The organism is Streptomyces sp. NPDC050145, assembly GCF_044460245.1.
In the GTDB taxonomy this organism is placed as follows: domain Bacteria; phylum Actinomycetota; class Actinomycetes; order Streptomycetales; family Streptomycetaceae; genus Streptomyces.
This window is the reverse complement of sequence record NZ_JBITJS010000011.1, coordinates 258,784-284,065: the sequence shown is the minus strand read 5'-3', so window position 1 is coordinate 284,065 and position 25,282 is coordinate 258,784. Positions and strand designations below refer to the sequence as shown.

Sequence of the window (25,282 nt, the reverse complement as noted above, 5' to 3'; positions counted from 1 at the left end):
GCGGAAGGAGCCGCACGTGCCGCACTTCGCCGTTGTCGGATCGGGGCCCAGCGGGGTCTACACCGCCCAGAGCCTGGTGCGGCAGGACCTGGTGCCCGATGTCCGGGTGGACGTACTGGACCGGCTGCCGTGCCCGTACGGTCTGGTGCGGTACGGGGTCGCGCCCGACCACGAGAAGATTAAGTCGCTGCAGAACAACCTGCGTTCGGTGCTCGAGGACGAGCACGTGCGCTTCCTCGGCGGCGTCGAGGTGGGTCCCGCGCTGCCGCCCGAGCGGCTGCTCGAGCTGTATCACGGGGTCGTGTACTGCGTGGGCGCGGCGTCCGCGCGCCGCATCGGGGTACCGGGTGAGGACCTGCCCGGCAGCTGGTCGGCGACGGACTTCGTGGCCTGGTACAGCGCGCACCCGGACGCCTGGGACTCCGGTTTCGTACGGGACGTGCGCGCGGCCGTGACGATCGGCGTCGGGAACGTGGCGGTGGACGTGACGCGGATGCTGGCGCGCGGCCTGGCCGAGCTGGCACCGACCGACATGCCGCAGGAGCCGCTGCGCGTGCTGGCCGCGAGCGAGGTGCGGGACGTGTTCATGGTGGGGCGGCGGGGTCCGTCCCAGGCCCGCTTCACGACGAAGGAACTGCGGGAGCTGGGGACGCTGCCGGACACGGAAGTGGTGGTGGACGAGCGGGAGTTGGCGCTCGACCCCGCGTTCGCCGACCCTTCGGCGCTGCCCGCCGCCGTCCGGCGCAACATCGAGGTGCTGCGCGAGTGGGCGGCCCGGCCGAGCCCGGGCGCGGGCCGCCGGATCCATCTGCGGTTCTTCCTGCGGCCCGAGGAGATCACGGGGCGGGACGGCCGGGTGGCGGGCGTCCGTTTCGAGCGGACCCGGCCGGAGGAGGACGGCACGGTCCGGGGCACGGGGACGTACGAGGAGATCGCCGCGCAGCTGGTGCTGCGCTCGGTGGGCTATCGCGGGATGCCGCCGGACGGGCTGCCGTTCGATCCGGTACGGGGCACGGTGCCGCACGCCGAAGGTCGGGTCCTGCGCGGGGGCCGGCCGGCGCCGGGCGAGTACGTGGCGGGCTGGATCAAGCGCGGGCCCACCGGAGTGATCGGCACGAACCGGCCGTGCGCGAAGGAGACCGTGACGTCCCTGCTCGCGGACGTCCCGGCCCTGGTCCGGCGCACCCTGCCCGGCGACCCGCTGGACGGGCTGCTCGCGGCCGGACTGCATCCGGTGGACTGGGCGGGCTGGCAGGCGATCGAACGGGCCGAGACGGATCTCGGACGCGCGCTGGGCCGCGGCACGGTCAAGATCCCCGACTGGTCGGGCCTGCTGAACGCGGCCCACGGGACATAGCGGCGGGCGGCGCCTACTCCCCGAGCCGGGTCGCCTGGCGGTCCGCCGCGTCGAGAACGCTGTCGAGGAGGCCGGGGAACAGGGTGTCCAGGTCGGCCCGGCGCAGCCCGTTCAGCTTCGCCGTCCCCCGGTAGACCTGCTCGATGACCCCGCTCTCGCGCAGCACGCGGAAGTGGTGCGTGGACGTGGACTTGGTGACGGGCAGCGCGAAGGCCGAACAGGACAGCGCGGTCTCGGCCGCCGCCATCTCCCGCACGATCGCGAGCCGCATCGGGTCCGACAGCGCGTGCAGGACGGCCTCCAGCCGGAGTTCCTCGCGGGCGGGGTGCGCGAGGGCGCGGCCGCCCGCGGCCTGTGGTGCTGCGGTGCTCATTGGACGACTCCCCTGTCTGTGCGGCCCGTTCGATCCGTACGGCTCCATCGTCCCCGACGCGTGTACGGTCCGACGCTCCGGACTCATTATACGAGACTTCTCGTAGTTTGACAGTTCCCGTACTACGATGGTTATCGTACGACCCTGGGTGCGAGCCGAGCCGACGGGCTCGTACCGGCGAGTCTTTCGCGACCAGCCCGTACCGAATGGAGTCCCCGTGAGCGCGCTGTTCGAGCCCTACACCCTGCGGTCCCTCACCGTCCCGAACCGGGTCTGGATGCCGCCGATGTGCCAGTACAGCGCGGCCCCCGAGGGTCCACTGACGGGCGCCCCCACGGACTGGCACTTCCAGCACTACGGCGCCCGGGCGGCGGGCGGCACGGGCCTGATCATCGTCGAGGCGACCTCGGTCAGCCCCGAGGGCCGGATCTCCCCGTACGACCTGGGGATCTGGAACGACGAGCAGGTCGCCGCCTTCCGCCGGATCACGGACTTCCTGAAGTCGCAGGGCACGGTGGCGGGCATCCAGATCGGGCACGCCGGGCGCAAGGCGTCCACCGAGCGCCCGTGGGTGGGCGGCGCGCCGGTCGGCCCCGAGGGTCACGGCTGGCAGCCCGTCGCGCCGAGCGCCGTCGCGTTCGACGCGAAGCACCCGGTGCCGACCGAGCTCACGGTCGAGCAGATCCGCGAGGTCGTCCAGCAGTTCGCGGACGGCGCGCGCCGCGCGCTGGACGCCGGGTTCGAGGTCGTCGAACTGCACGGGGCGCACGGCTATCTGATCGGCCAGTTCCTGTCCCCGCACTCGAACCACCGCACGGACGAGTACGGCGGCTCCTACGAGAACCGCACCCGCTTCGCCCTGGAGGCCGTCGACGCGGTGCGCGCGGTCTGGCCGGAGAACCTCCCGCTGCTCTTCCGGATCTCCGCCACCGACTGGCTGGAGGACGGCGAGGGCTGGACCGCCGACGACACCGTGCGCTTCACCGCGGAGCTGCACACGCACGGGGTGGACCTGATCGACGTCTCCACCGGGGGCAACGCGGCGGGCGTCCGCATCCCGGTCGGCCCCGGCTACCAGGTGGCGTTCGCCGCGCGCGTGCGCAACGAGGCCAAGGTGCCGGCCGCGGCGGTCGGCATGATCACCGACGCCGAGCAGGCCGAGAAGATCATCGCCAACGGTGAGGCGGACGCGGTCCTGATCGGCCGCGAGCTGCTGCGCGACCCGTCGTTCGCCCGGCACGCGGCGCGCGAGCTGGGCGCGGACGTGCACGTCCCGAACCAGTACCTCCGCTCCGTCTGATCCCACGCCCCACCCTCACGCCCCCTGCGCAGGCCGGCCCGCGCAGGGGGCGTGACGCATGCCTCAGCGTCTTAATTTGCCTTTCAGATGCAAGTATTCATAGCGTGCGGTCATGCGGCTGACACGCTTCACGGATCTGGCACTGCGCGTGCTGATGCGCCTCGCGGTCGAGCAGGAAGGCCTGCCCACCACGCGCGAGGTCGCGGCCACGATGGACGTGCCGTACACCCACACCGCGAAAGTCGTCGCGAAGCTGCAGCACATGGGCCTCGTCGAGGCCCGGCGCGGCCGGGGCGGCGGGCTCACCCTCACCCCGGCGGGGCGCACGGCCTCCGTCGGCGCCCTCGTACGGGACCTGGAGGGGCCCGGTGACGTCGTGGACTGCGAGGGAAGCACCCCTTGCCCGCTGCGCGCCGCCTGCCGACTGCGGGGCGCGCTGCGCGAGGCGCAGGAGGCGTTCTTCGCCTCGCTCGACCCGCTGACCCTCGCCGAACTCGTCGAGACGCCGACCGGCCCGCTGCTCCTGTCCCTGTCGCCCACGCGCGGCGCGGACTGAGCCTCCGCACCCCAGCTCACCCGGCAACCGGACCGCCCGTCGATCCACGGCCCCGTGCACCGTGTTCCCAGTTCTGTGTTCCGTGTGACCTTAAATACGAATCTGAAATACCAATTAAGGAGATCCGCTGATGCTCACCGAATCGTCGGCCGTCGTCGTCCGCGCCACCCTTCCCGCCGTCGGCGCGGCCATCGAGGAGATCACCGGGCTCTTCTACGAGAAGCTGTTCGCCGCCCACCCCGAGCTGCTGCGCGACCTGTTCAACCGGGGCAACCAGGCGGCCGGTAGTCAGCGGCAGGCGCTCGCCGGCTCCATCGCCGCGTTCGCGACCTACCTGGTGGACCACCCCGACGAGCGGCCCGACGTCATGCTCGACCGCATCGCGCACAAGCACGCCTCCCTCGGCGTCCTCCCCGAGCAGTACCCGGTCGTGCACGAGCACCTGTTCGCGGCGATCGCGGAGGTGCTCGGCGACGCCGTCACGCCCGAGGTCGCGCAGGCCTGGGACGAGGTCTACTGGCTGATGGCGAACGCGCTGATCGCGATCGAGAAGCGGCTCTTCGCCGAGCAGGGCGTCGTGGCCGGCGACGTGTGGCGCGAGTGGGAGGTCGTGTCCCGCACCGACGACACCGCCGACGTCGCCTCCTTCCTGCTGCGCCCGGCCGACGGCCGCCCCGCGCCCGCCTTCCGCGCCGGCCAGTACGTGTCCGTCCAGGTCGAACTGGCCGACGGCGCGCGGCAGATACGCCAGTACAGCCTGACGGGCGCCCCCTCCGGGACGACCCGCTCGTTCGCGGTCAAGCGCGTGCTCGGCGCCGAGGGCACCCCGGACGGCGAGGTCTCGCGGCACCTGCACGCGCACGTGCGCGCCGGTGACCGGCTGCGCGTCTCCGCCCCGTACGGCGATCTGGTCCTGGAGGCCGACGGCGCGCCCCTGCTGCTCGCCTCCGCCGGGATCGGCTGCACCCCGATGCTGGCGATGCTCGACGAGCTGGCGGGCACGGGGCACGAGGGCCCGGTGACGGTCGTGCACGCCGACCGCTCCCCCGAGACGCACGCACTGCGCGCCGACCACGAGTCGCTGACCGCGAAGCTCGCCGGGGGTGCCGCGCACTTCTGGTACGAGCAGGGCGGCGCCGGACACCGTACGGGCCTGATGGACCTCACGGACGTGACCGTCGCACCCGGCACGCGCGCGTACCTGTGCGGCCCGCTCCCCTTCATGCGCGCGGCGCGCGCACAGCTGCTCGGCAAGGGGGTCGCGGCCGCCGACATCCACTACGAGGTGTTCGGCCCCGATCTGTGGCTCGCCGCCGCCTGACACCCGTGTGACCTGCGCGGACCCCCGCACCGACGGTGATTGTCAGTGCGGGGGTGCAGACTGGCCGATACCTGGAGACAACGACGTTTCGGAGGTGTTCGGCATGACCGATGTGCTGCTGGCCGTGGGCACGCGCAAGGGGCTGTTCCTGGGGCGCCGGGGCGCGGACGGCGCCTGGACGTTCGACGAGAGCCCGTACTTCAACGCGCAGGCGGTGTACGCGGTCGCCATCGACACCCGGGGGCCGACACCACGGCTCCTCGTGGGCGGCGACAGCGCGCACTGGGGCCCGTCCGTGTTCCACTCGGACGACCTGGGCCGTACGTGGACCGAGCCGGCCGCGCCCGCGGTCAAGTTCCCCAAGGACACCGGCGCTTCGCTGGAGCGGGTGTGGCAGCTGCACCCCTCGGCCGCCGAGCCCGGCGTGGTCTACGCGGGCACCGAGCCCGCCGCGCTGTACCGCTCCGAGGACCGGGGCGAGTCCTTCGAGCTGTGCCGCCCGCTGTGGGAGCACCCGACCCGCTCGAAGTGGGTGCCCGGAGGCGGCGGCGAGGGTCTGCACACGATCCTCAGCGATGCCCGTGACCCGGACTCGCTGACCGTGGCGGTCTCCACGGCCGGCGTGTTCCGCACCTCCGACGGCGGGGCCAGCTGGACTCCGTCGAACTCGGGGGTGAGCGCGGTGTTCCTGCCGGACCCGGACCCGGAGTTCGGCCAGTGCGTGCACAAGGTGACCCGGGACGCGGCGGACCCCGACCGGTTGTATCTGCAGAACCACTGGGGCGTGTACCGCAGCGACGACGGCGGCGCGAAGTGGACGGACATCGGCGCGGGCCTGCCGTCGACGTTCGGCTTCGCGGCGGCCGCGCATCCGCACCGCGGGAACACGGCGTACCTCTTCCCGATCAACGCGGACTCGGACCGTGTCCCCGCCGACCACCGCTGCCGCGTCTTCCGCACCCAGGACGCGGGCCGCACCTGGGAGCCCCTGGACCGCGGCCTCCCCCAGGGCGACCACTACGGCACGGTGCTCCGCGACGCGCTGTGCACGGACGACGCGGAGCCGGCGGGAGTGTATTTCGGGAACCGGAACGGGGAGGTGTACGCGTCCGCGGACGACGGCGACACCTGGCGGCAACTGGCGCAGCACCTGCCGGACGTGCTGTGCGTGCGGGCGGCCGTGGTCGGCTGAGCGGGACCCGGCCTCTGCCGTCACAGTGCGGCCCCCGCGCCCCGACGCCGAGCGGCCGGCCTACGGGGCGCTCGTGCGCCGGGCGCGGAACGCGGCGGCCTTGACCCGGTTCTGACAGGCCGTCGAGCAGAACTGGCGGCCCGCGTTGCGCGACGTGTCCACGTAGACCCGGTCGCAGCGGGGCGCCGCGCAGACCCCGAGCCGTCCCGCGTAGTCGCCGCCGAGGGCCATGGCCAGGCCGGTCGCGCAGCCGGCGCTCCAGCCGACGGCGTAGGAGTCGTCGGCGCCGTGGAAGTGGACCTGCCACGGCTCGCCCGGGGAGCGGTCGAGCTGGGGGCGGGCGCCGGTGTCGCGGAGCAGTGTGTTCAGGGCGGGGGCCGCCGCGTCGAGGTCGTCGGCGGCCACGGCCTCGAAGACGGTGCGCAACGCGCATGCGGTGGCGGCGAGTTGATCGGCCTCGCCCTGTTCGAGATCGGCGCCGGCGGAGAGCGCGGCGCGGACCGCGCCGATCCTTTCGGCGCCCTCGGGAGCGGCGTAGGGGCGGCCGCGCGCCTCGCCGTCGGTCAGCGCGTTGACGAGCGCCGCCGACGCGTCGAGCAGCGTCTTCATGTGACTGTCGAACAGCACTTGACCAGTTACCTCTCGCCCGCATAGCGTATGCATCACTGCCGTATCGGATTTTACCAGTGACGTGAGGTGTCGTGTCCCGCCCCGAACCTCTGCCCCGCACCGTACGCATGCTGCTGCTCGCCCGGACCGTGAACCAGCTGGGCGCTTTCTCGCTCCCCTTCCTCACCGCGCTCATCTCCGCCGACTACGGGGCGGGTCTGACGACCGCCGGGCTCGTCACCGCCGGGTTCGGGCTCGCCACGATTCCCTCGCGTCTGACCGGCGGGCATCTCGCGGACCGGATCGGCCCCCGTACAACGATCCTGCTCGGGCTCGGCGGCTGCGCGGTGGCCCAGTTGACCATCGCGGCCTCGACCTCGCCGGCCGGCGCGATCGCGGGTGCGGTGCTGCTCGGGCTCGCCTTCGAGCTGTACGAGCCGCCGAGCCAGGCGATCGTCGGCGATTGGGTGCCGGACCGGCAACGGGTGCGCGCCTTCAGCCTGTTCAGCGCGGCGCTCGCGGCGGGCGCGATGGGGGCGGGGCTGCTCGCCGCGCTCCTCGGCCGCTGGGATCTGCGCTGGCTGTTCGTCTGCGACGCGGTGACCTGCCTGCTCTGCGCCCTGCTGATCGGCCTCGCGCTCCCCCGCGACCGGCAGGCGGCATCGCCCGCCGGACAGGCCGCCACCGCCGTACGACCGCTGCGCGATCGCGCGCTGCTGACCGTCCTGGCGCTCGGTACCGCCTACGCGCTGATCAACCAGCTGACCGTGATGACGCTGCCGCTCTCCCTTGAGCGGCAGGGCCGGGCCGCCGCGGACGCCGGCCTGCTGTTCACGGCGGCCGCCGCGACCACCGTGCTGGCGCAGCCGCTCGTACGGGCCCGGCGACTGGCCCGGCTCTCGACGCGCGCGGCGCTCGCCCTGGCCCATCTGCTGCTGGCCGCGGGCCTGACCGGCTACGCGCTCGGCCGCTCCCTGCCGGCGCTGCTCGCCGCGGCCGCCGTGTGGAGCCTCGGCGACCTGCTGGTCATGGGCCGGGTCTACGCCCTGGTCACGAGCCTCGCACCCGCCGGGGCGAGCGGACGCTACCTGGCCGTGTTCGGGTGCGGCTGGGGCGTCGCCGCGACCCTCGCCCCGCTCCTCGGCACCCAGCTCCTGGCCCGTACGGGCGCGACCGCGCTGTGGTGCACGGCGGCAGCGCTGTGCGTGCTGCTCGCCGCGCTCCATCTCCGGGTGACGCCGGAGTCACCCGGCGCCCCGTCCTACGGCAGGCTCCAGTCCACGGGCCGGGCCCCCTGGCGCGCCAGCAGGTCGTTGGCCCGGCTGAACGGGCGGGAGCCGAAGAACCCGCGGTCCGCCGACATCGGCGACGGGTGAGCCGACTCGATCGCCGGGAGGTCGCCGAGCAGCGGCCGCAGGTTACGGGCGTCGCGGCCCCACAGGATCGACACCAGCGGGGTGCCGCGGGCCGCGAGGGCACGGATCGCCTGCTCGGTGACCTCTTCCCAGCCCTTGCCGCGGTGGGCGGCGGGCTTGCGCGGGGCCGTGGTGAGCGCCCTGTTGAGGAGCAGCACGCCCTGCTTCGTCCACGGGGTCAGGTCGCCGTTCGACGGCGGGGCCAGGCCGAGGTCGGCGCCCAGCTCCCGGTAGATGTTGATCAGGCTGCCCGGCAGCGGGCGGACCTCCGGGGCGACGGCGAAGCTGAGCCCGATCGCCATCCCAGGTGTGGGATAGGGGTCCTGACCGACGATCAGTACGCGTACGTCGTCGAAGGGCTGCTGGAAGGCGCGCAGGACGTTCGCCCCCGACGGCAGGTACGTCCGGCCGGCCGCGATCTCGGCCCGCAGGAAGTCGCCCATCTCCGCGATGCGTCCGGCCACAGGGTCCAGGGCCTTCGCCCAGCCTGCTTCCACAAGTTCGTTCAACGGTCTCGCTGCCACAGTGCGTCACCCTACTGGCCCACACCGACACTCCGCGCCCGCCCGCGGCGCTACTGTTCGTCCACCAAGGTCACCGGCGAGGAGGGAAGCCCGTTGCGTCCAGCGAACGAAGCCGGGGGACGGTACGTGCTCGGGGTGGACTCGGGCGGCTCCGGGCTCCGGGTCGCCCTCGCCGAGGTCGCCGACCCGGCCGGTGCCGTCTCGACCCGCTCCGCCACCCCCGTACGGACGTCGGCGGCGGGCATCGACCCGGCGCACATGCTGGAACTGCTGCTGCCGATGGCACGGGAGTTGCTGACCAAGGCGGGCGGTCCCGCCCCTGTCGCGCTGACGGTCGGCGCGGCCGGGATGGCGACGCTGGGCGACGCGCTGCGCGCGGAGCTTCCGGCCGCGCTCGCCTGCGAACTGGGCGTCGAACGGCTCGCGTTGGCCGCCGACGGGGTCACCGCCTACGCGGGCGCGCTCGGCCAGCGGCCCGGGGCGGTCGTCGCGGCGGGCACCGGGATGATCGCCCTCGGCACGGATCTCCGCTCCTGGCGGCGGGCGGACGGCTGGGGCCATCTGCTGGGCGACTGCGGGGGCGGCGCCTGGATCGGGCAGGCCGGGCTCGCGGCGGCGATGCGCGCGTTCGACGGGCGGCGCGGCGGCAGCGCGGTGCTGCTCGCGCGCGCCGAGGAGCGGTTCGGCCCGGCGGGCGAGCTGCCCGGCCGGATCTACCCGCGCACGGACCGCCCGGCGGCCCTGGCCTCGTTCGCCCCCGACGTGGCGGCCTGCGCCGCCTCCGACCCCGTCGCGGCGTCGATCCTGCGGGACGCGGCGCGGCACATCGCGGAGTCGGCGGCGGCGGTGTGCCCGGCGGACGGCGGCGAGGTGGCCCTGACCGGCGGCCTCTTCCACATGGGCGCCCCCCTCCTGGACCCGCTCCAAGCGGAACTCACGGCACAGCTCCCCAAGGCCGCGCTCACCCCCGCGGCGGGCGACCCCCTGCACGGCGCCCTGGTGATCGCGTCGGCCCTGGCGAGCGAAGGGCTCCGCCTGCCACACGACGGACGCCTGCTGTACGTGCCGTAGGGCACTCGGACCAGGCACCCCGAATCAGGTCTCTCGAACAACTCCCGTCCCACCCGCACCGAAGCGGACGCCTCCCTCTACTCCCCCATACACCTCTCGGACCTGGACATTTACGTTCTCCGCGACGGAACGGACAATCGCGGACGGATACCGCTCAGCCGCCCCCTGGCCGAACAACGATGCCCGGAGAGCCAGTAGCATGCGGCCGCATGAGCTCCCCCACTGGGCCCGCATCCGGCCTGCCTGTACGAATGCCGCGACCCCGTCAGCCCGGACGGCACCGCCGGCCGGAACCCGTGGCCGCCCCCGAGGGCGCACCGTCCCTCGTTCTGGCCGTGCCCGGCACGCCCAGCGCCGCCACGCGCATGCTGGCCGACGAGGTCGTCAGCATCGCGCGCTCGGAGCTGCCCGGCCTGGACGCCCGCGTGGGGTTCGTCGAGGGTGAGGTCACCGACTTCCCGGTGTCCGCCGAGTTCCCGTCCCTCGCGTCCGTGCTCGCGCACGCCGCGAAGGAGCGCACCGCCCGCTACGAGCAGGCCGTCGCCGCCGGCGTCGAGGCGAAGGCGCCCGAGGGCCCGGTCGCGGTCGTCGTGCCGCTGCTCGCCGGCCCGGACAACGCGCAGATCCGGCAGATCCGCCAGGGCATCGTGGACAGCCGCGTCCCGGCCGAGCTGACCGATGTGCTCGGCCCGCACCCGCTGCTCGCGGAGGGCCTGCACGTGCGCCTGTCGGAGGCGGGCCTGGCCCGCGCCGACCGCGCCCGTCTGTTCACCGTGGCCACGGCCGCCGACGGCATCATCCTCGCCGCAGTGGGCGGCGAGGAGGCCGTGCAGGCAGCCGGTATCACGGGCATGCTGCTCGCCGCGCGTCTCGCCGTCCCGGTGATCGCCGCCGCGCTGGACGCCGACGGTGCCGTCGCCGCGACCGCCGAGCAGCTGCGCGCCTCCGGCTCCCAGAACCTGGCCCTCGCCCCGTACCTGATCGGCCCCGAGCTGGACCCGAGCGTCCTCGAGGCCGCCGTCAAGGACGCGGGCTGCGCCGCCGCCGAGCCGCTCGGCGCGTACCCGGCGATGGGCAAGCTGGCGCTGTCCAAGTACACGAGCGCGCTGGGCATCACGCCGCAGCCGGCCGTCTCCGGCAGCTGAGCCGCAGCACGGAGGGGGGGGGGGGGGGGGGGGGGGGGGGGGGGGGGCGGCGGGGGGGGGGGGGGGGGGGGGGGGGGGGGGGCGGGGGCGCCCGGCGCCCGCCCCCAACCCCCCCCCCCCCCCCCCCACCCCCCCCCCCCCCCCCCGCCCGCCCCCCCCCCGCCCCGCCCCGCCCCCCCCCCCCCCCCCCCCCCCCCCCCCCCCTCCGTGTCGTTTCAGGCCGGTCTACGCGGGCGGGCCGAACACCACGCAGGACGCAGCGGGCACCCGGAGCGATCCGCCCCTGACCGGCTCGCCCGTCTCCTGGTCCACGGTGAACCAGGTGACGTCGCCGGAGCGCTCGTTCGCCGCGTACAGGAACCGGCCGACGGGGTGGAGGGTCAGGTCACGGGGCCAGTGGCCGCCGCTGGGGACGGTGGCGCGCAGCGTGGGCTGTTCGCCGGTGGCGTCGAGGGCGAAGACGGAGACGACGTCCTCGCCGCGTGTGGCGGTCCACAGGAAGCGTCCGTCGGGGGCCACGACGACCTCGGACGGATAGGCGTCGCCGCGGGGGGCGCCGGGCAGCACGGGGACCTCGGTGAGCGGCTTGAGGATGCCTCCGGCGGCGTCCCAGCGGCACACGGTGAGGGTCGGCGCGAGCTCGTTGAGGACGTACGCGTACTCGCCCCCGGGGTGGAAGGCCAGGTGGCGCGGGCCCGAGCCGGGGCGCAGGGCCGTCTCGTGGTGCGGGGTGAGGTGCCCGTCGACGAGGGCGCAGACGCGGACCGAGTCGGTGCCGAGGTCCACGCTGACGGCCCAGCCGCGGCTGGGGTCGACCACGATCTGGTGGGCGTGCGGGCCCTGCTGGCGCTGCGGGTGCGGGCCGGAGCCGGTGTGGTGCAGCACATCGCGCAGGGCGGGGTCGGGGGTGCCGTCGGCGCGCAGCGGCACGGTGCTGACGCTGCCGGAGCCGTAGTTGGCGGTGAGGATGTGGTTGCCCCACACGGTCAGATGGGTGGGGCCCGCGCCGTCGACGGGGGCGGCGGGCGCGGCGAGGGTCGTGGACACGGCGTCTGTGCGGAACGCGGCGACGGCCCCCGCGGTCGTCTCGCTGACCGCGTAGAGGAACCCGCCGTCGAGCGCCAGGTACGACGGGTCGGGCAGGGCGTCGGTGGTGTGGAGGAGCGTGAGCGCGCCGTCGGCCGGGTCGACGGCCGCCGTGACGACGCCGGGCCCGCCCGCGGCGGTGAAGGATCCGATGTACGCGCGTCCTGTCTGGCTGCTGCCGCTCACTGCTTCCCCTTTCGGCGCACGGGCGCGGATGCCCGTGCGCCGACCGTAGCAGCGGGTCTAGACCAGACCGGCCGGGCGCGCTGCGGTCAGGCGCCCAGGGTCACCCGGCTCGCTCCGCGCAGCGGGACGGCGAGCTCGACGAGGGCGTGTTCCAGGGCGTGCAGATGGGCCAGGACCGGTTCGCCGTCGGCGGTGTGCGGGGCGGTCGCGACGCGGCCGCGCGGGTACGGTGCGGGCGCGGTCAGGGCCTCGACGGCGGCCTCGACGCGCCAGCAGGCGGCGGCGAGCCGGGCGTCGTGGGAGGCCTCGGGGTCGGCGGCGACGGACGCGAGTCCGCGCACCTCGCGGGCGCAGTCGTCGAGCAGCGCGAGGATCTGCCGGGCCCGTCCCTTGCGGGCCTTCATCGGGCTCAGCGGGTGGACGAGCGGGCTCAGCGACAGCCGTACGCGGCCGAGGATCGCCTCCAGCTCGGCGACGCGCGGCGCCGGGTCCGCGTCCGGGTCGCCGGCCAGGCGGGCGGCGGCCTGCGCGGTGCAGGTGTGCACGCAGCGCAGCGCCCGCTCGACCCAGGCCTCGGTCACGGAGTGCGTGGTCACGGGCAGTACGAGCAGCACGGCGAGCACGGCGCCGAGCGCGCCCGTGGCGGTCTCGGTGACCCGCAGTGCGAGCAGCCCCGCGTCGAGCACGCCGAGCAGCCCGTACAGCATGCTCGCCATGACCGTCACCGCGAGCATCATCCACGTGTACGAGACATGGGCGGTGTAGAAGATCCCGAAGACGCTGAGGGCGATGACCACGGCGGCGACGACCGGCACGTGATGAAGCGGGACCGCGATCGCGAACCCGAGGACGATCCCGAGCACGGTGCCGAGGAAGCGCCGGAAGCCGCGCACGATGGTCTCGCCGCGCGAGGTCGTCGCCACGAACACCCACCAGGTGGCGCCCACGGCCCAGTACCAGCGCTGGTCGGAGAGCACCTGCCCGATGCCGAGCGCGAACGCCGCGCCGAGCGTCGCCTGCACGGCCTGCCGCGTCGTGATCCGCTTCAGCCCGGTCCCGCCGGCCGGCACGGCGACCGCCGCCGGAGCCGGCAGCCGGCGCTCGTAGCACCACACGCCGAACCGCACCACGGCCGCGGCCGCCAGCGACAGCAGCACTGCCTCGTACAGCTCGGGCAGCTGGGACGGCACCGTGTGCAGGAACTGGGTCGCGAAAAAGGTCATGAAGGCGAACACGCCGAGGGAGTGCCCGCGCGGGCCCCAGCGGCGGGCGTACACGCCGGCCCCCACGACTCCGAGAAATGCCAGGTCGCGCGCCAGCGGCACGTCGTGCAACGCCGCGGCGAGAGCCAGCGTCGGCAAGCCCACCACCGGGAGAAGCGCCGTGGTCACCGCCTGCCCCCGCACGGTCGGGTCCGTCACCGTGAACAGGGCGAGCAGCGCGGCCAGTCCGCCGGTGATGGCGGCCTGGAGCGAATGGCCGACCGCCCCGCAGAGCACGACGGCCAGGCCGATGCCCAGCACCGCCCGGCTCGCGAACCGCAACCGCATCCGTCCCGGATCCGGCGCGGTGAACGCCCTCTTCAGCAAGTTGCCCCGCCCCTTCAGCACCCGCGGGTGCCCCGACATGAGAAAGGCGCCGCGGAGATCCCCTGAGGATCCGCAGCGCCATCGACACGCCCATTTGACCATCGGCCCGGCATCCGGTTCAACAGAGCCCGGAAAGGGTGAGCCATTGGAGCAGCACAGACGCGAACCCTTCGGCCACCCCTGGACCAACGGACCATCGCGCGCCGCGACCCGGCGCCCGACCGGACTGTGCGGTTCCGCGCGGGCGCGCTCCTGGAAGCGTCCGGACGACGACCCGGTGTGACGGCACGGGGCGCGCACTCATCACCGAGTTGAGTAGCGGTACTCACGCGGGGGTCCCCGGGGGCGCCCGAGGATGGCGGCACAGCCCAGGCAGAGGAGCCCGCGATGTCCGCCCACCCCGTGTTCGCCAGAACGTCGTCCCGCGCGCCGTCAGCCACCGACGGTCCCGGCCGCCGGCTTCCCGCGGTCCTCGCGGTGCTCGTCGCGGCCGCGCTCGTGGGGTCGGCGTTCGGCGCGAAGGACCCGGCCACCTGGGTGCTGGAAACCGTGTGGGTGATGCTGGGCCTGCCGCTGCTCGTCCTGCTGCGCCGGCGGTTCCCGTTGAGCGGTCTGCTGTGCGGGCTGCTCGCCGTCCACGCCACGGTGCTGATCGTCGGCGGGCACTACACGTACGCGGAGGTGCCCGCCGGGGACTGGGTGCGCGACTGGTTCGGGCTCGAGCGCAATCCGTACGACCGCTTCGGGCACCTCATGCAGGGGTTCGTGCCGGCGATCCTGGTCCGTGAACTCCTCGTCCGGACCTCACCCCTGCGCGGCAGCCGCTGGCTCGCGCCGCTGACGGTCTGCGCGTGCCTGGCCTTCAGCGCCGTGTTCGAGATGCTGGAGTGGCTGGCGGCCGTGACCGGAGGTCAGGCGGCCGACGCGTTCCTGGCCACGCAGGGCGATGTCTGGGACACCCAGTGGGACATGTTCTGCGCGCTGATCGGTGCCACCTGCTCGCTCCTGCTCCTCAGCCGCGCGCACGACCGCGCTCTCACGCGTCTGGGGACTCCGGCGTGGACTCCGGCGCAGGGCTGACACGGGTGTGGACGCTGACGGCGTAGCCGCCCGCGTCGTAGGGGTCGGCGTCCCAGGTGGCGAACCGGTCGACGAGGGCGAGGCCGGCCGCGGCGCAGTACGCGTCGTACTCCGCGAGCGTGATGCCCGGCGGCACGGGCAGGTGGGCGGCGTCCAGGCCGAAGCCCGCGACCAGCAGGCCGCCGGGACGCAGCGCTCCCGCCAGGCGCTCGACCACCGTGGCCTCGGTGCCGGCGGCGAGCAGCGGGAAGACGTTTCCGGCGGCGACCACGAGGTCGAAGTCGGCGGCGACGCCGAGCGCGGCCGGGTCGAACGCGGCGAGATCGGTGCGGTACCAGGGCAGTTCGGGCGCCTGGGCCCGCGCGACGTCCAGCATCGAGTCGTCGAGGTCGATCCCCACGCAGTCGTGCCCGAGCTCCGCCAGCCGGATCGCGACCCGGCCGGTCCCGCACCCGGCGTCCAGCACCCGCGCCCCGGCCGGCAGCAGAGCCGAGCAGAACCGCGCCTCGCCGTGCACGTCCTTGCCGCTGCGGGCCAGTTCCGCGAACCGCGCGGCGTACTCGTCCCCGGACACGCCACCGGTCAGTTCCTGCCATCGATTCATGGGGACGACTGTAGGCGGCGGTCGCGGCCCGCCCGTCAGGGAGCCCCGGCGGCGCTCCGCTCCGTGGACAGCCAGGCCCGGTAGCGGCGCAGTGCCCGTCGTTCCTGCCGCTGTTCGCAGACCAGGGCCAGCGCAGGGTGGGTGCCGGGCCTGGCACGGCCGCCGCGCGCGACGCGGCGCATGGCGTGGCGGACCTTGGCCATGCTCGCGGCCGAGGCGAGGGCCTTGTCGGACCAGGTCACCGGCTCCATGGCGCGGTCGGCCTCGCGGCCCTCGCGCCATCGGGCCGGGAGGTCGGGGGTGACGGCGAGCGCCGTGCCCATGCCGACGACGGCGACGCCGCCGTCGAGGACCCGCTCCGCACTCTCGCGCAGGGTGATGCCTCCCGTGAGCATGAGCGGGACCGGGCTCGTCCCCACCAGGTCCTCGGCGAGGTCGAGGAAGTAGGCCTCGCGGGCCTGGGTGCGGTCGTCGGCGGGGCGGCCGGTCATCGCGGGGCTCTCGTAGCTGCCGCCCGAGAGCTCGACGAGGTCGACGCCGAGCGGGGCGAGCATCTCGATGACCTGCCGCGCGTCGTCGGCGTCGAAGCCGCCGCGCTGGAAGTCGGCGGAGTTGAGCTTCACCGCGACGGCGAAGGGCGGGGAGACGGAGGCGCGGACGGCGCGGACGATGTCCAGCAGCATGCGGGCCCGGTTCTCCAGCGATCCGCCCCACTGATCGGTGCGGGTGTTGACGAGCGGGGAGAGGAACTGCGACAGCAGGTAGCCGTGCGCCGCGTGGATCTCGACACCGTCGAAGCCGGCCTCCTCCGCCCGGCGGGCCGTGACGGCGTACCGGGTCACGGTGTCCTCGATCTGGCGCGGTGTCATGGCCGTGGGGCGGCCGAAGCGGCCGCTGTGCTTCCCGAGGGAGACAGCCAGGTCGGAGGGGCCCCACACGACGCCGGGCATGCCGGAGGACACCTGGCGGCCGGGGTGGTTGATCTGCATCCAGACGGCGCCGCCGCCGGACTTCGCGGCCTCGGCCCAGGCGGTGAAGGGCTCCAGCGGCGCGTGTTCGTCGAGGACGACGCCCGCGGGGCCGGTGAGCGCCTCGGCGTGCACCATCACGTTGCCCGTGATCAGCAGTCCGGCGCCGCCCGCGGCCCAGCGGCGGTACAGCGCGAGCAGGTCCGGGCCGGGAAGCTGGCCGTCACCGGCCATGTTCTCCTCCATCGCCGCCTTGGCGACGCGATTGCCCAGTACCTGCCCGGAGCGCAGCGTCAGCGGCGCGAACAACTCGCTGGTCATTCCGTTTCCCTCGTTCCTGGTCCGTCCCCTACGATGTGTACACCCCTCACATTAGAGGGCGAGAGTAAGCACCGTAAACATTGAGGGGTGTGACCTGTGCCGCAGATCGGCGCCTATCACCACGGCGACCTGCGCGCCGCCTGTCTGCGCGCGGCCCGTGAGCTGCTGGAGGAGGACGGGAGCGCCGGCCTTTCGCTGCGCGCGGTCGCGCGCCGGGCCGGAGTGTCCGCCACGGCCCCGTACCGTCACTTCGCGGACCGTGAGGCGCTGGTGTCCGCGGTCGCCGCGCAGGGATACGTGGAGCTCGCCGAGAGTCTCGCGGCCGCGCACCCCGCCCCCTCGAGCCCGGACGAGCTGGCGGCGGTCGCCGTGGCGTACGTGCGGTTCGCGCTCGACCACCCCGCGCTGTTCCGGGCCATGTTCGCCGAGCCCTGCGACCCGGCCGACGCGGAGCGGGCCGCCGCGACCGCCGCCATCACGGAGTACGTGCACGCCATCGTCCGCGGCGCGTTCCCCGGGGCCGGCGAGACGGACGCACTGGCGACGACCGTGTGGGCCCTCGTCCACGGCCTGGCGTTCCTGCACCTCGACGGCAAGCTCGACGCGTCCTCCCCCGAGCTGGTCGCCGCCCAGGTCAGCGCCTCCGTGCACGCCCTGTTCGCCGTCTCCGCGTCCACCGGGGCCTAGGCGCCGGCCCATGCACAGCACTCTCACGGAGCACGCCCGCTGCCTCTACGGGGACGAGTACCGGCCCACGCCGGAGTGCGGCGCGGAACACCGGGAGCACTACTTCGTCGAGGAGCTGACCTTCGCGGACGCGGACGAGATCCTCGCCATGCTGGATGAGCTCAGCCCGCACGCCGTGGACGGCCGACTGCCGGTCTGGGTACGAAATCTGGCCTACCGGCTGGTGCTGCTGCAGCGGCCCGACGAGCCGGCGCTGCTGCGCCGGGCCGCCGAGAACCTGTGGCTCCACGGGCCGGACTGGGACCACATCGCGGCGGACCTGCGGCGACGGGCCGACGCCCTGGAAGCCGGCTGATCCGGGTCAGCGGCGGAAGAGGCAGATCACGGCGATGTGCTCGCCGTCGCCGACCTTCCCCTCCACGGCGCTGAAGCGGTCGAGCTGCCAGCCGAGCGCCTCGACCGCCTCGATCTGGGGGGAGATCCCGAGCATCGGCGCGGTGACGAAGCTGTCGGTGATCGGGTCGATGAATTTGTAGACGAGGACATGGGCGCCCCGCTCGATCGCCTGCCGCGCCTGCTCCTCGGCATCGTCCCGTGTGCTCTTGTCGGCGAGGGCCATGAACACCGTCCCGACTGCCGCCGCTCGGACTGCCCCGCATGGATGCGCGCAGCCCCGCACCGGCCACGCTTCCAGAGTGCGCCGATGCCGGCCGGAGCGCAGCTCGTGGCGTGCCGGACCGCGGTGGGCAGCTCGTGCCGCTCGGTCCCGAGATCCCGGGGCCCGGCCGTGCCCGATCGCGCTCAGGCCGTCTGGCCGCCGTCGACCACGAAGTCCTGGCCCGTGCAGTAGCTGCCCGCGTCGCTGGCCAGGAAGGCGACCAGCGCGGAGACCTCGGCGGGGCGGCCCGGGCGCGGGATCGGGAGGTGGGCCACGGCGCCGCCGCCGGACCGGGTCTCCTCGCTGATCATCGCGGTGTCGATCGCGCCGGGGCAGATGCAGTTGACGCGGATGCCGAGCGGGCCCAGCTCCTTGGCCGCCGACCTGGAGGCGCCGCGCAGGCCGAACTTGGAGGCGCTGTAGGCGAGACCGCCCGCGTAACCGTTCAGGCCGGCGGTCGACGAGATGTTGATGACGGAGCCGCCGTGCTCGCTCATCAGCGGGGTCACCGCCTTGATGCCGAGGATCGGGCCGACGAGGTTGATCTGCAGGGTGGTCAGCAGTTCCTTCTCGCTCAGTTCGGCCAGCGGCACCTTGCGATAGGCCGCCGCGTTGTTGACCAGCACGTCGACGCGCCCGAACCGCTCCTGGACCTGCTCCATGACCTCGCGCCACGCGTTCTCGCTGCCGACGTCGAGCGGGAGTCCCAGCGCGGCCGGGCCGATCTCGTCCGCGACGGCCCGCACGGCACTCGCCTCGAGGTCCGTGAGGACCACCTGCGCACCGAGCCGCGCGAACAGCCGGGCGTGCTCGGCCCCCTGCCCCTGCGCGGCTCCGGTGACGACGACGATCTTGCCCGTCAGGTCGACCAGCTGCTCGGTCACAACTCCACCTCTTCGTCGGTTCGTTCACTGCGTCGGGTCGTTCACTGCGTTCGGTTCGGGCACCGCGTTCGGTTCGGGTCAGGCCGCGAAGCCGTCGAGGAAGATCGCCATGCAGTCCCGGGCGAGGTCCTCGCTCGTGTACGCGTCCTCCGGGTGGCGCCACTTGACCGACAGCCACACCGCGTCACGGATGAAACGGTGGAAGACCTTCGAGGGGATGTCGTCCCGGAACACCCCGGCCCGCTTGCCGTCGTCGATGGCCTCCAGCCAGCACTGCTGCGCCTTGTCGGCCAGCTCCTTGATGTGCCGGTACTCCGGCACATCAAGGAGGTTCGTCAGTTCGCTCTGGTACACCGTCGTGGTGTGCGGGTCGTCCGCCGCGGTGCGCAGCGAGACCTCGACGATCGCCCGCAGCCGGGCCCGCGGATCGAGACTGCGGGGAGCCTCCTCGTCGTAACGGGCCTTCAACCCCCGCACGTAGGTGTGCAGCAGCTCCTGGACGATCGCGTCCTTGGACGGGAAGTAGTGGTACAGCGCACCGGACCGGACCCCGACCTCCGACGCGATCGCGCGCACCGTGGTCGTCGCGACGCCTTTGGCCGCGAACAGCTCCGCGGAGGCTTTCAGGATGTCCGCCCGGCGGATCTCGACAGTGGGCATCTGCGTCCTCCACTTGATTGATCGCTTGCTCAACGGAAGCTAGACGGCTCTCCGCGCGGCGGTCAATCGGTTCGCTCGAAATCTCTCCAAATACAACTCTGACCTGGGCAGTTGTACGGATGGGGTGCTCCTCGGCCCGGATCCCACTGGGTGGGACACCCCATTGAGCAAGCGTTCAATCGGCATTACTACTGCTCTCCGACGGGCCGCGACGGCCCTGGATGAGAGGGGCGGCGATGTCACTCGCGCAGCACTGGTCCCTGGCCGATCTGCACCACGTCGGCGTGGTCGTGGCGGACATCGAGAAGGCCGCCGAGGACGTCCGGCGGATCTACGGCCTGTCCGTCACGGTCTTCGACGAGACGCGGTTCGTGTGCCGGATCGGCGGGGTCGAGCACGCCGGGACGCAGCGCATCGGGCTCTCGGCCGGCGGGGCGCCCCACCTCGAACTCCTGCGTGAGGTACCGGGGTCCGAGATCTGGCGGGCCGCACCGGGCATCCACCATCTCGGCTTCGTGGTGGACGACCTGCCGGCCGCGGCCCGCGCGGCGGAGTCGGCGGGGGCGCCGGTGTGGATGGCCGGGGTGCGGGACGGGATCAGCCCGGCCGGCGCCACGTACCACCGGGACCCGCTCGGCCAGGTCTTCGAACTCCTCGACCGGAGCCTCGCCGCCGGGCTCACCGACCGACTGGAGCGCGGGCGCCCCACGACGCCCCCGGCCCGCTGACCCGCAGATGCACGCCTTCAGAGAAATCCGTCACCAGCAAAGGAGCAACCCATGAGCCCGCGTGTGGTCTACGCCCGCAGTGTGCACGACGACGCCGAGATCGACGCCTGCCTGGAGGTGCTGCGCGGCGGCCCCTTCGGCCTGAAGATCGGCAAGAACGTGGCGGAGATGGAGTCGACCGTCGCCGAGCTGTACGGCAAGCGGCTCGGCGTCATGTGCAACTCCGGCTCCTCCGCCCTCTATCTCGCCCTGGAACTGCTCGACCTGCCCAAGGGCTCGGAGGTCATCACCTCGCCGCTGACCTTCTCCACGGACGTCGGCCCCATCGTGCGCGGCGGCTGGGTCCCCGTCTTCGTGGACGTGGAGCCGGACACGTACAACGTGGACGTGAGCAAGATCGAGGAGCTGGTCACCGAGCGGACGAAGGCCATCCTCATCCCCAATCTGGCGGGCAACGCACCCGACTGGGACGCCATCCGGGACATCGCCGACCGGCACGGCCTGAAGGTCATCGAGGACTCGTGCGACTGCATCGGCACCACGCTGCGCGGGACGAGGACGGGCAGCCGCTCGGACATCACCGTCACGAGCTTCGCCATGGCGCACATCGTCACCTGCGCGGGCAACGGCGGCATGGTGTGCCTGGACGACGAGGCGCTGCGCGACAAGGCGTTGATGCTGCGCCGGTGGGGGCGGCGGTCCGAGCCGCACCTGTTCGGTTCGGCGCGGACCGGCCGGGTGTTCCGCGAGGACCTCGACGGGGTCGCGTACGACAACGACTTCATCTTCGACGTGCTGCCGTGGAACTTCGAACCCTCGGAGCTGGGGGCGGCGTTCGGGCTGCAGCAGCTGAAGAAGCTCGACCGGAACTTCGAGCGCCGGGCGGAGATCTTCGAGGCGTTCACCAAGGCGTTCGGCGCGTACCCGTCGCTGTTCTCGCTGCCGCGTCAGCTGCCGGAGTGGCACACCGCCTGGCTGTGCTACCCGGTGACGGTGCGGCCCGACGCCGGGTTCGCGCGCGGCGACCTCCAGGAGTCGCTGGAGTCGGCGGGCATCGACACCCGTACCGTGTGGAGCGGCAACATCACCCGGCACCCGATGATGCGGGACGTCGAGTACCGCGTCCCCGAGAGCGGGCTGCCCGAGGCCGACGCGGTGTTCGAGCGCGGGATGTCGCTCGGCATGAGCCACGGCACGACGGACGAGGAGCTCGACCACGTGGTGGCGAGCATCCACGCGTTCGCCTCGCGGTTCGCCCCCGCCGTCGACGCCGAAGCCGAAGCCGCTCCGCGCTGACCCGTCACTCCCCCGCACCGGAAAGGTTCCGAGGTCCAGGCCATGCCGACTCCACCCATCAGAACCGCCGTGTACGCACCGCCGATCGGACGGGACGTGGACGCCTGGCGGCGCCGGCTGCGCCTGCTCGACGAGAGCGGCCTGACCGCCGTCTCGGTGTCCGATCACTTCCAGGCGGGCGTGCAGGATCCCGTGGCCACGCTGGCCGCCCTCGCGACGAGCACGCGGCGGCTGCGCCTGATGGCACTGGTCCTGTGCAACGACTACCGCCATCCGGTGCTCACCCACCATGCGGCGGCCACCGTCGACGCACTGTCCGGCGGGCGGCTCGATCTGGGGCTGGGGGCGGGCTACCTGGCCGCCGAGTACGCGGCCGCCGGTCTGCCCTTCGACCCGCCGGGCCGGCGGGTGGACCGGCTGACGGAGTCGGTGGACCTCATCAAGGCGCTGTTCGGCGGCCTCCCGGTCCACCACAGCGGCCCGCACTACGAGGTGTCGGGTCTGACCGGGTCGCCCGCGCCGGTCCAGACGCCGCATCCGCCGCTGGTGATCGGCGGCGGTGGGAAGCGGATGCTGGCCCTGGCCGGGCGCCATGCGCAGATCGCCGGGATCCACTCGAATCTGGGGCACGGTACGGCGTACGACGCGGCCGTCATCGAGGACATGGTCCCGGAGCGGATGGCGGCCAAGATCGGCTGGGTGCGGGAGGCCGCGGAGCGGGCCGGGCGGGACCCCGACGCCCTGTCCTGTCTGTCGGTCACCTGGACCTGCCGGGTCGTCGACAGCCCCCGGGAGACCCCGCGGGCACTGGCCGAGGTGTGCCGGACCTACGGGGTCGACCCGGAGGTCGGCCGGCGTTCGACGGGGCTGCTGGTCGGCACCGTGGAGGAGTGCGTCGAACAGCTCCGGCAGCGGCAGCGGGACCTGGGGCTCGACTACGTCGACTTCGGCGCCGCCGATCCCGCCGCCGTCGCCCCGCTCGCCGCGGCCCTGGCGGCGCCGGACGCGGGGCTGTGAGTACCAGGTCAGGCGGAGGCTATACGCAGCACCAGGGCGGCCGCGGCCAGCAGCGTGAGGACGACGACCGGCGCCACCGCGAAGTCCTTCACCCGCACGTGGGAGATCACCGCGCCGATGAAATAGAGCACCAGGCCGACGGCGGCGGCGATGCCGAGCGGCGCGACGACCAGGCCGGCGAGCAGGCCGAGCGCGCCCGCCGCCTTCGCGGTGGCGAGCCGGGGCAGCCAGGAATCGGGTACACCCACCTTCGTCATGCCGCTCACGACCTGCGGTTTGCGGGTGAAGGTCGCGAAGGCGGACCCGGCGGAGGCGAGCGCGAGCAGCGCGGCGACGATCACGTAGCCAATGAACATGGGAACACTCCAACGATCTGAGGACGACAACCGTTGAAGAGTAACAATGATTTATGTCGATCCATAATGAACCCACTGTTACGGTGGACGGCATGGCAGCAGCGCACCCGAACGACCGCCTCGGATTCCTTCTCTCCTTCCGCGGAGAGCTCACCGGCGCGCGCATCCGCGCCGCCGTGGCCGTCGCCGGGCTGCACCCGCGCAACGCGATGACCCTGATGCACCTCGCGCCGGGCGCCACCAGCCAGCGCGAGCTGGCGGTCACGATGGAGGTCGACCCCAGCCAACTGGTCGCGATCCTCAACGAGTTGGAGTCCTCGGGGCTGTGCGAGCGGCGCCGCGACCCGGCCGACCGGCGGCGTCACATCGTGGAGATCACCCCGGCCGGCGAGGAGGCCCTCGAGCGGATCGACGAGGCGGTGAGCGTGGCCGAGCGTGAGCTGTTCGGCGATCTCACCGAGGCCGAGCAGACCCTGCTGCGGGGCCTGCTCGACCGCGTCGTGGTGGATCCCGCCACGCACGAGTGCGGCGAGTAGCCACGAATTCCTGCGGCGGGGTCGCTCAGTCCCCGAAGGTGACGACGGCGCGACCCTGGAGGGTGCCGTCGTGCAGCGCCTTGTACGCCGCCTCGACCTGGGCGAACGGGAAGAGGTCGACGTTGTTGCGGATGCGGCCGGACTCGGCGAGCCGCAGCACTTCCTGGACGTCGGCGATGCCGCTGCCCTGGAAGGTGAACACCTCGCCGTCCCGCGGCAGTCCGCCGTACCAGGGAGCCTGGAGGCGGCCCGACGCGGCGCCGACCAGCCCGAAGACGCCCGCCGGGCGGACCGCCGCGACGCCGGCCGTGACGGTGGCGTCCACCCCCACGAAGTCCAGGACGGCGTCGGCTCCGTGCCCGTCCGTCAGGGCCCGGATCTCGGTGGCGGTCTCTTCGGTGGTGCCGACGAGCGTGTCGTGCGCGCCCAGTTCCGTGGCCACCTTCAGACGGGCCTCGTCGGTGTCGACGGCGACCACCCGGGCGCCGGTGAGCAGGCGCAGGAACTGGACCGCGAACGCGCCGAGTCCGCCCGCGCCGATGGCCACGGCGGTGCCGCCCGGCCGGATCCGGGGCACCGCCCGCCGCACCGCGTGGTACGAGGTGGCGCCGGCGTCGGTGAGCGGGCCCGCGGTGCGCGGGTCGAGGCCGCCCAGGGGCAGCAGGGCGCGCGGGTCGTCGACGAGCACGTACTCGGCGAGGCCGCCGTCGCGCCCGAAGCCGCGCCCCGCCGGTGCGTTCGGGCAGTTGGCGTCCAGGCCCCGCACGCAGTAGGTACAGGTGCCGCAGGACGCGGGGGACACCAGGGCGACCGGGTCGCCGGGGGTGAACCCCGTGACGCCGGGGCCGAGTTCGGCGATTCGGCCGGCGGTCTCGTGCCCGAGCGTGAAGGGCATGGACCAGCCCAGGGCGCGGCCGAACTCGGCGGGCACACCCAGCATCGTGAAGTCCGAGTGGCACAGGCCGCAGCCGGCGACCTCGACCAGCGCCTGCCCCGGACCGGGTGCGGGCACGGGCACCTCGACGACCTCGGCGGGATGCTCCCACTCCGGGATGCGAAAGGCGCGCATGGTGGTACGGCTCACGGCGGTCACCGTCCTTGTTCGTCGCCGCCTGCGACGGCCCGCGTCTGCGGCGGCATGCTCGCGGCGAACGTAGTGGTGGACGGTCGAGGGGTACAGAGTGCGTCGCGTTGCCGCGCCCCGTACAGGGTCAGGTGCCGGACAGGTCCTGGCGCACGATCGTCACCGGGCAGGCGGCGTGCTGCGTCACCTGCTGGCTCACCGAGCCGAGCAGGGCCCGGCGGAACGCGCCGCGGCCGTGGCTGCCCACCACGAGGAGGTCGGCGCCCTCCGACGCCTCGACCAGCACCTCGGCCGGGTGGCCGTGCACGACGCGCTCGTGCACGGGCGGCCCCGCGTCGGCGGCACCGGCCTCGCGGCCCAGTACCGTCCTGACCTCCTCGACCAGGCGCCGCTCGGCGTCCTCCTGGTCGAACTCGCCGTCCGCCGCCGGGGCCGACCACGACGCCTCACCGGGGATCTCCCACGCGGTGACCACGTCGATCTGTCCGCCGACGAGCCCCGCGTACCGCACGGCCCAGCGCAGTGCGGCCTGGGAGGAGGGGGAGCCGTCCAGGCCCACCACGATCCGTGCCGCCCCCTGTTGCGTGTCCATGGCCGCGTCCCTTCTGGATGCCTCCTTCCAGCCTGGGCGAGAAACGGGCGCACTGCCAAACGAAAGCCCCGGAAGGGCACAGGAGGG

At 73.5% G+C, this 25,282-nt stretch carries 28 protein-coding genes; 15 read left to right on the top strand and 13 right to left on the bottom strand.

Translation table 11 applies throughout. The features are described from left to right. Window positions 1-16 precede the first annotated feature (16 nt). Window positions 17-1,357 (top strand): NADP oxidoreductase, encoded by a 1,341-nt coding sequence (locus ACIBTU_RS23700; protein ID WP_399128365.1) that lies wholly within the window; start codon window positions 17-19, stop codon window positions 1,355-1,357. A gap of 13 nt (window positions 1,358-1,370) precedes the next feature. Here ACIBTU_RS23700 and ACIBTU_RS23695 read toward each other — a convergent pair whose 3' ends face one another. Continuing rightward, entirely contained in the window at window positions 1,371-1,730 is a 360-nt protein-coding gene (locus tag ACIBTU_RS23695) for an ArsR/SmtB family transcription factor (RefSeq protein ID WP_399128364.1), read from the bottom strand. 217 nt (window positions 1,731-1,947) lie between these two features. Between ACIBTU_RS23695 and ACIBTU_RS23690 the strand changes: the two genes are divergently transcribed. The 4 genes from ACIBTU_RS23690 (at window position 1,948) to ACIBTU_RS23675 (ending at window position 6,099) form a co-directional block, all read left to right on the top strand. Then, window positions 1,948-3,030, top strand: coding sequence for an NADH:flavin oxidoreductase/NADH oxidase (locus ACIBTU_RS23690; RefSeq protein WP_399128363.1), 1,083 nt, complete (start codon window positions 1,948-1,950; stop codon window positions 3,028-3,030). 112 nt (window positions 3,031-3,142) lie between these two features. Next, on the top strand, window positions 3,143-3,586 hold the full coding sequence (locus ACIBTU_RS23685) for an RrF2 family transcriptional regulator (protein ID WP_399128361.1): 444 nt from the start codon (window positions 3,143-3,145) through the stop codon (window positions 3,584-3,586). Window positions 3,587-3,716: 130 nt separating this feature from the next. Continuing rightward, the gene (locus ACIBTU_RS23680; RefSeq protein ID WP_399128360.1) at window positions 3,717-4,907 is read left to right on the top strand and encodes a globin domain-containing protein; all 1,191 of its coding nucleotides are present in this window, start codon (window positions 3,717-3,719) and stop codon (window positions 4,905-4,907) included. 103 nt (window positions 4,908-5,010) lie between these two features. Continuing rightward, window positions 5,011-6,099 (top strand): WD40/YVTN/BNR-like repeat-containing protein, encoded by a 1,089-nt coding sequence (locus tag ACIBTU_RS23675; protein ID WP_399128359.1) that lies wholly within the window; start codon window positions 5,011-5,013, stop codon window positions 6,097-6,099. Between the two features lie 60 nt (window positions 6,100-6,159). On the opposite strand, the gene ACIBTU_RS23670 is transcribed toward ACIBTU_RS23675, so the two are convergent. Continuing rightward, on the bottom strand, window positions 6,160-6,726 hold the full coding sequence (locus tag ACIBTU_RS23670) for a CGNR zinc finger domain-containing protein (protein WP_399128358.1): 567 nt from the start codon (window positions 6,724-6,726) through the stop codon (window positions 6,160-6,162). A 74-nt stretch (window positions 6,727-6,800) separates the two neighbouring features. On the opposite strand from ACIBTU_RS23670, the gene ACIBTU_RS23665 reads away from it, so the two are divergent. Beyond that, window positions 6,801-8,084, top strand: coding sequence for an MFS transporter (locus ACIBTU_RS23665; protein WP_399128357.1), 1,284 nt, complete (start codon window positions 6,801-6,803; stop codon window positions 8,082-8,084). On the opposite strand, the gene ACIBTU_RS23660 is transcribed toward ACIBTU_RS23665, so the two are convergent. Continuing rightward, complete coding sequence (locus ACIBTU_RS23660) at window positions 7,970-8,647, bottom strand: uracil-DNA glycosylase (protein ID WP_399128356.1); 678 nt, start codon at window positions 8,645-8,647, stop codon at window positions 7,970-7,972. The genes ACIBTU_RS23665 and ACIBTU_RS23660 overlap by 115 nt on opposite strands. A gap of 93 nt (window positions 8,648-8,740) precedes the next feature. Here ACIBTU_RS23660 and ACIBTU_RS23655 point away from each other — a divergent pair, with 93 nt between their 5' ends. Continuing rightward, entirely contained in the window at window positions 8,741-9,718 is a 978-nt protein-coding gene (locus tag ACIBTU_RS23655; protein ID WP_399128355.1) for an N-acetylglucosamine kinase, read from the top strand. Between the two features lie 209 nt (window positions 9,719-9,927). Further along, the gene (locus ACIBTU_RS23650; RefSeq protein ID WP_399128354.1) at window positions 9,928-10,863 is read left to right on the top strand and encodes a sirohydrochlorin chelatase; all 936 of its coding nucleotides are present in this window, start codon (window positions 9,928-9,930) and stop codon (window positions 10,861-10,863) included. Window positions 10,864-11,088: 225 nt separating this feature from the next. Here ACIBTU_RS23650 and ACIBTU_RS23645 read toward each other — a convergent pair whose 3' ends face one another. Then, complete coding sequence (locus tag ACIBTU_RS23645) at window positions 11,089-12,135, bottom strand: lactonase family protein (RefSeq protein ID WP_399128353.1); 1,047 nt, start codon at window positions 12,133-12,135, stop codon at window positions 11,089-11,091. An 86-nt stretch (window positions 12,136-12,221) separates the two neighbouring features. Continuing rightward, window positions 12,222-13,724 (bottom strand): FUSC family protein, encoded by a 1,503-nt coding sequence (locus ACIBTU_RS23640; RefSeq protein WP_399128352.1) that lies wholly within the window; start codon window positions 13,722-13,724, stop codon window positions 12,222-12,224. Between the two features lie 387 nt (window positions 13,725-14,111). Between ACIBTU_RS23640 and ACIBTU_RS23635 the strand changes: the two genes are divergently transcribed. Beyond that, window positions 14,112-14,804 (top strand): DUF2238 domain-containing protein, encoded by a 693-nt coding sequence (locus tag ACIBTU_RS23635; RefSeq protein WP_399128351.1) that lies wholly within the window; start codon window positions 14,112-14,114, stop codon window positions 14,802-14,804. On the opposite strand, the gene ACIBTU_RS23630 is transcribed toward ACIBTU_RS23635, so the two are convergent. Both ACIBTU_RS23630 and ACIBTU_RS23625 read right to left on the bottom strand, forming a co-directional pair. Next, entirely contained in the window at window positions 14,761-15,408 is a 648-nt protein-coding gene (locus tag ACIBTU_RS23630) for a class I SAM-dependent methyltransferase (protein ID WP_399128349.1), read from the bottom strand. The two genes, ACIBTU_RS23635 and ACIBTU_RS23630, sit on opposite strands and share 44 nt — an antisense overlap. 35 nt (window positions 15,409-15,443) lie before the next feature. Continuing rightward, entirely contained in the window at window positions 15,444-16,697 is a 1,254-nt protein-coding gene (locus ACIBTU_RS23625; protein WP_399128348.1) for an NADH:flavin oxidoreductase/NADH oxidase family protein, read from the bottom strand. 96 nt (window positions 16,698-16,793) lie between these two features. On the opposite strand from ACIBTU_RS23625, the gene ACIBTU_RS23620 reads away from it, so the two are divergent. Both ACIBTU_RS23620 and ACIBTU_RS23615 read left to right on the top strand, forming a co-directional pair. Beyond that, window positions 16,794-17,384 (top strand): TetR/AcrR family transcriptional regulator, encoded by a 591-nt coding sequence (locus ACIBTU_RS23620; protein WP_399128347.1) that lies wholly within the window; start codon window positions 16,794-16,796, stop codon window positions 17,382-17,384. Window positions 17,385-17,394: 10 nt separating this feature from the next. Next, window positions 17,395-17,739, top strand: coding sequence for a hypothetical protein (locus tag ACIBTU_RS23615; RefSeq protein ID WP_399128346.1), 345 nt, complete (start codon window positions 17,395-17,397; stop codon window positions 17,737-17,739). A gap of 6 nt (window positions 17,740-17,745) precedes the next feature. Here the strand turns inward: ACIBTU_RS23615 and ACIBTU_RS23610 are convergent, their stop codons facing one another. The 3 genes from ACIBTU_RS23610 to ACIBTU_RS23600 form a co-directional block, all read right to left on the bottom strand. After that, window positions 17,746-18,003, bottom strand: a complete 258-nt coding sequence (locus ACIBTU_RS23610) for a hypothetical protein (RefSeq protein WP_399128345.1) — start codon at window positions 18,001-18,003, stop codon at window positions 17,746-17,748. A gap of 182 nt (window positions 18,004-18,185) precedes the next feature. Beyond that, a complete protein-coding gene (locus ACIBTU_RS23605) occupies window positions 18,186-18,926 on the bottom strand; it encodes an SDR family NAD(P)-dependent oxidoreductase (protein WP_399128344.1) in 741 nt (246 codons plus the stop codon). Between the two features lie 78 nt (window positions 18,927-19,004). Further along, window positions 19,005-19,586 (bottom strand): TetR/AcrR family transcriptional regulator, encoded by a 582-nt coding sequence (locus ACIBTU_RS23600; RefSeq protein ID WP_399128342.1) that lies wholly within the window; start codon window positions 19,584-19,586, stop codon window positions 19,005-19,007. A 236-nt stretch (window positions 19,587-19,822) separates the two neighbouring features. On the opposite strand from ACIBTU_RS23600, the gene ACIBTU_RS23595 reads away from it, so the two are divergent. The 3 genes from ACIBTU_RS23595 to ACIBTU_RS23585 are packed head-to-tail and all read left to right on the top strand — an operon-like array spanning window position 19,823 to window position 22,627. Next, on the top strand, window positions 19,823-20,314 hold the full coding sequence (locus ACIBTU_RS23595; protein WP_399128341.1) for a VOC family protein: 492 nt from the start codon (window positions 19,823-19,825) through the stop codon (window positions 20,312-20,314). Window positions 20,315-20,365: 51 nt separating this feature from the next. Beyond that, window positions 20,366-21,610, top strand: coding sequence for a DegT/DnrJ/EryC1/StrS family aminotransferase (locus ACIBTU_RS23590; RefSeq protein ID WP_399128339.1), 1,245 nt, complete (start codon window positions 20,366-20,368; stop codon window positions 21,608-21,610). A 42-nt stretch (window positions 21,611-21,652) separates the two neighbouring features. Beyond that, a complete protein-coding gene (locus ACIBTU_RS23585) occupies window positions 21,653-22,627 on the top strand; it encodes a TIGR03621 family F420-dependent LLM class oxidoreductase (RefSeq protein ID WP_399128338.1) in 975 nt (324 codons plus the stop codon). An 8-nt stretch (window positions 22,628-22,635) separates the two neighbouring features. On the opposite strand, the gene ACIBTU_RS23580 is transcribed toward ACIBTU_RS23585, so the two are convergent. Then, window positions 22,636-22,983 carry a DoxX family protein gene (locus ACIBTU_RS23580; protein WP_399128337.1) on the bottom strand — a complete coding sequence of 116 codons (348 nt, stop codon included), beginning with the start codon at window positions 22,981-22,983 and terminating at the stop codon, window positions 22,636-22,638. A gap of 92 nt (window positions 22,984-23,075) precedes the next feature. Between ACIBTU_RS23580 and ACIBTU_RS23575 the strand changes: the two genes are divergently transcribed. Further along, window positions 23,076-23,519: a MarR family winged helix-turn-helix transcriptional regulator gene (locus tag ACIBTU_RS23575; RefSeq protein WP_399128336.1), complete on the top strand. Its 444-nt coding sequence runs from the start codon at window positions 23,076-23,078 to the stop codon at window positions 23,517-23,519. A gap of 25 nt (window positions 23,520-23,544) precedes the next feature. Here ACIBTU_RS23575 and ACIBTU_RS23570 read toward each other — a convergent pair whose 3' ends face one another. Both ACIBTU_RS23570 and ACIBTU_RS23565 read right to left on the bottom strand, forming a co-directional pair. Then, a complete protein-coding gene (locus tag ACIBTU_RS23570) occupies window positions 23,545-24,603 on the bottom strand; it encodes an alcohol dehydrogenase catalytic domain-containing protein (RefSeq protein WP_399128335.1) in 1,059 nt (352 codons plus the stop codon). A gap of 127 nt (window positions 24,604-24,730) precedes the next feature. After that, a complete protein-coding gene (locus ACIBTU_RS23565; protein WP_399128334.1) occupies window positions 24,731-25,195 on the bottom strand; it encodes a universal stress protein in 465 nt (154 codons plus the stop codon). Window positions 25,196-25,282 lie beyond the last annotated feature (87 nt).

Coding starts and splice junctions, on each gene's coding strand:
- ACIBTU_RS23695 (WP_399128364.1), bottom strand. CDS start 1,730: ATGAGCACCGCAGCACCACAGGCCGCGGGCGGCCGCGCCCTCGCGCAC.
- ACIBTU_RS23685 (WP_399128361.1), top strand. CDS start 3,143: ATGCGGCTGACACGCTTCACGGATCTGGCACTGCGCGTGCTGATGCGC.
- ACIBTU_RS23680 (WP_399128360.1), top strand. CDS start 3,717: ATGCTCACCGAATCGTCGGCCGTCGTCGTCCGCGCCACCCTTCCCGCC.
- ACIBTU_RS23675 (WP_399128359.1), top strand. CDS start 5,011: ATGACCGATGTGCTGCTGGCCGTGGGCACGCGCAAGGGGCTGTTCCTG.
- ACIBTU_RS23650 (WP_399128354.1), top strand. CDS start 9,928: ATGAGCTCCCCCACTGGGCCCGCATCCGGCCTGCCTGTACGAATGCCG.
- ACIBTU_RS23635 (WP_399128351.1), top strand. CDS start 14,112: ATGTCCGCCCACCCCGTGTTCGCCAGAACGTCGTCCCGCGCGCCGTCA.
- ACIBTU_RS23630 (WP_399128349.1), bottom strand. CDS start 15,408: ATGAATCGATGGCAGGAACTGACCGGTGGCGTGTCCGGGGACGAGTAC.
- ACIBTU_RS23625 (WP_399128348.1), bottom strand. CDS start 16,697: ATGACCAGCGAGTTGTTCGCGCCGCTGACGCTGCGCTCCGGGCAGGTA.
- ACIBTU_RS23615 (WP_399128346.1), top strand. CDS start 17,395: ATGCACAGCACTCTCACGGAGCACGCCCGCTGCCTCTACGGGGACGAG.
- ACIBTU_RS23610 (WP_399128345.1), bottom strand. CDS start 18,003: ATGGCCCTCGCCGACAAGAGCACACGGGACGATGCCGAGGAGCAGGCG.
- ACIBTU_RS23600 (WP_399128342.1), bottom strand. CDS start 19,586: ATGCCCACTGTCGAGATCCGCCGGGCGGACATCCTGAAAGCCTCCGCG.
- ACIBTU_RS23595 (WP_399128341.1), top strand. CDS start 19,823: ATGTCACTCGCGCAGCACTGGTCCCTGGCCGATCTGCACCACGTCGGC.
- ACIBTU_RS23590 (WP_399128339.1), top strand. CDS start 20,366: ATGAGCCCGCGTGTGGTCTACGCCCGCAGTGTGCACGACGACGCCGAG.
- ACIBTU_RS23585 (WP_399128338.1), top strand. CDS start 21,653: ATGCCGACTCCACCCATCAGAACCGCCGTGTACGCACCGCCGATCGGA.
- ACIBTU_RS23580 (WP_399128337.1), bottom strand. CDS start 22,983: ATGTTCATTGGCTACGTGATCGTCGCCGCGCTGCTCGCGCTCGCCTCC.
- ACIBTU_RS23575 (WP_399128336.1), top strand. CDS start 23,076: ATGGCAGCAGCGCACCCGAACGACCGCCTCGGATTCCTTCTCTCCTTC.
- ACIBTU_RS23565 (WP_399128334.1), bottom strand. CDS start 25,195: ATGGACACGCAACAGGGGGCGGCACGGATCGTGGTGGGCCTGGACGGC.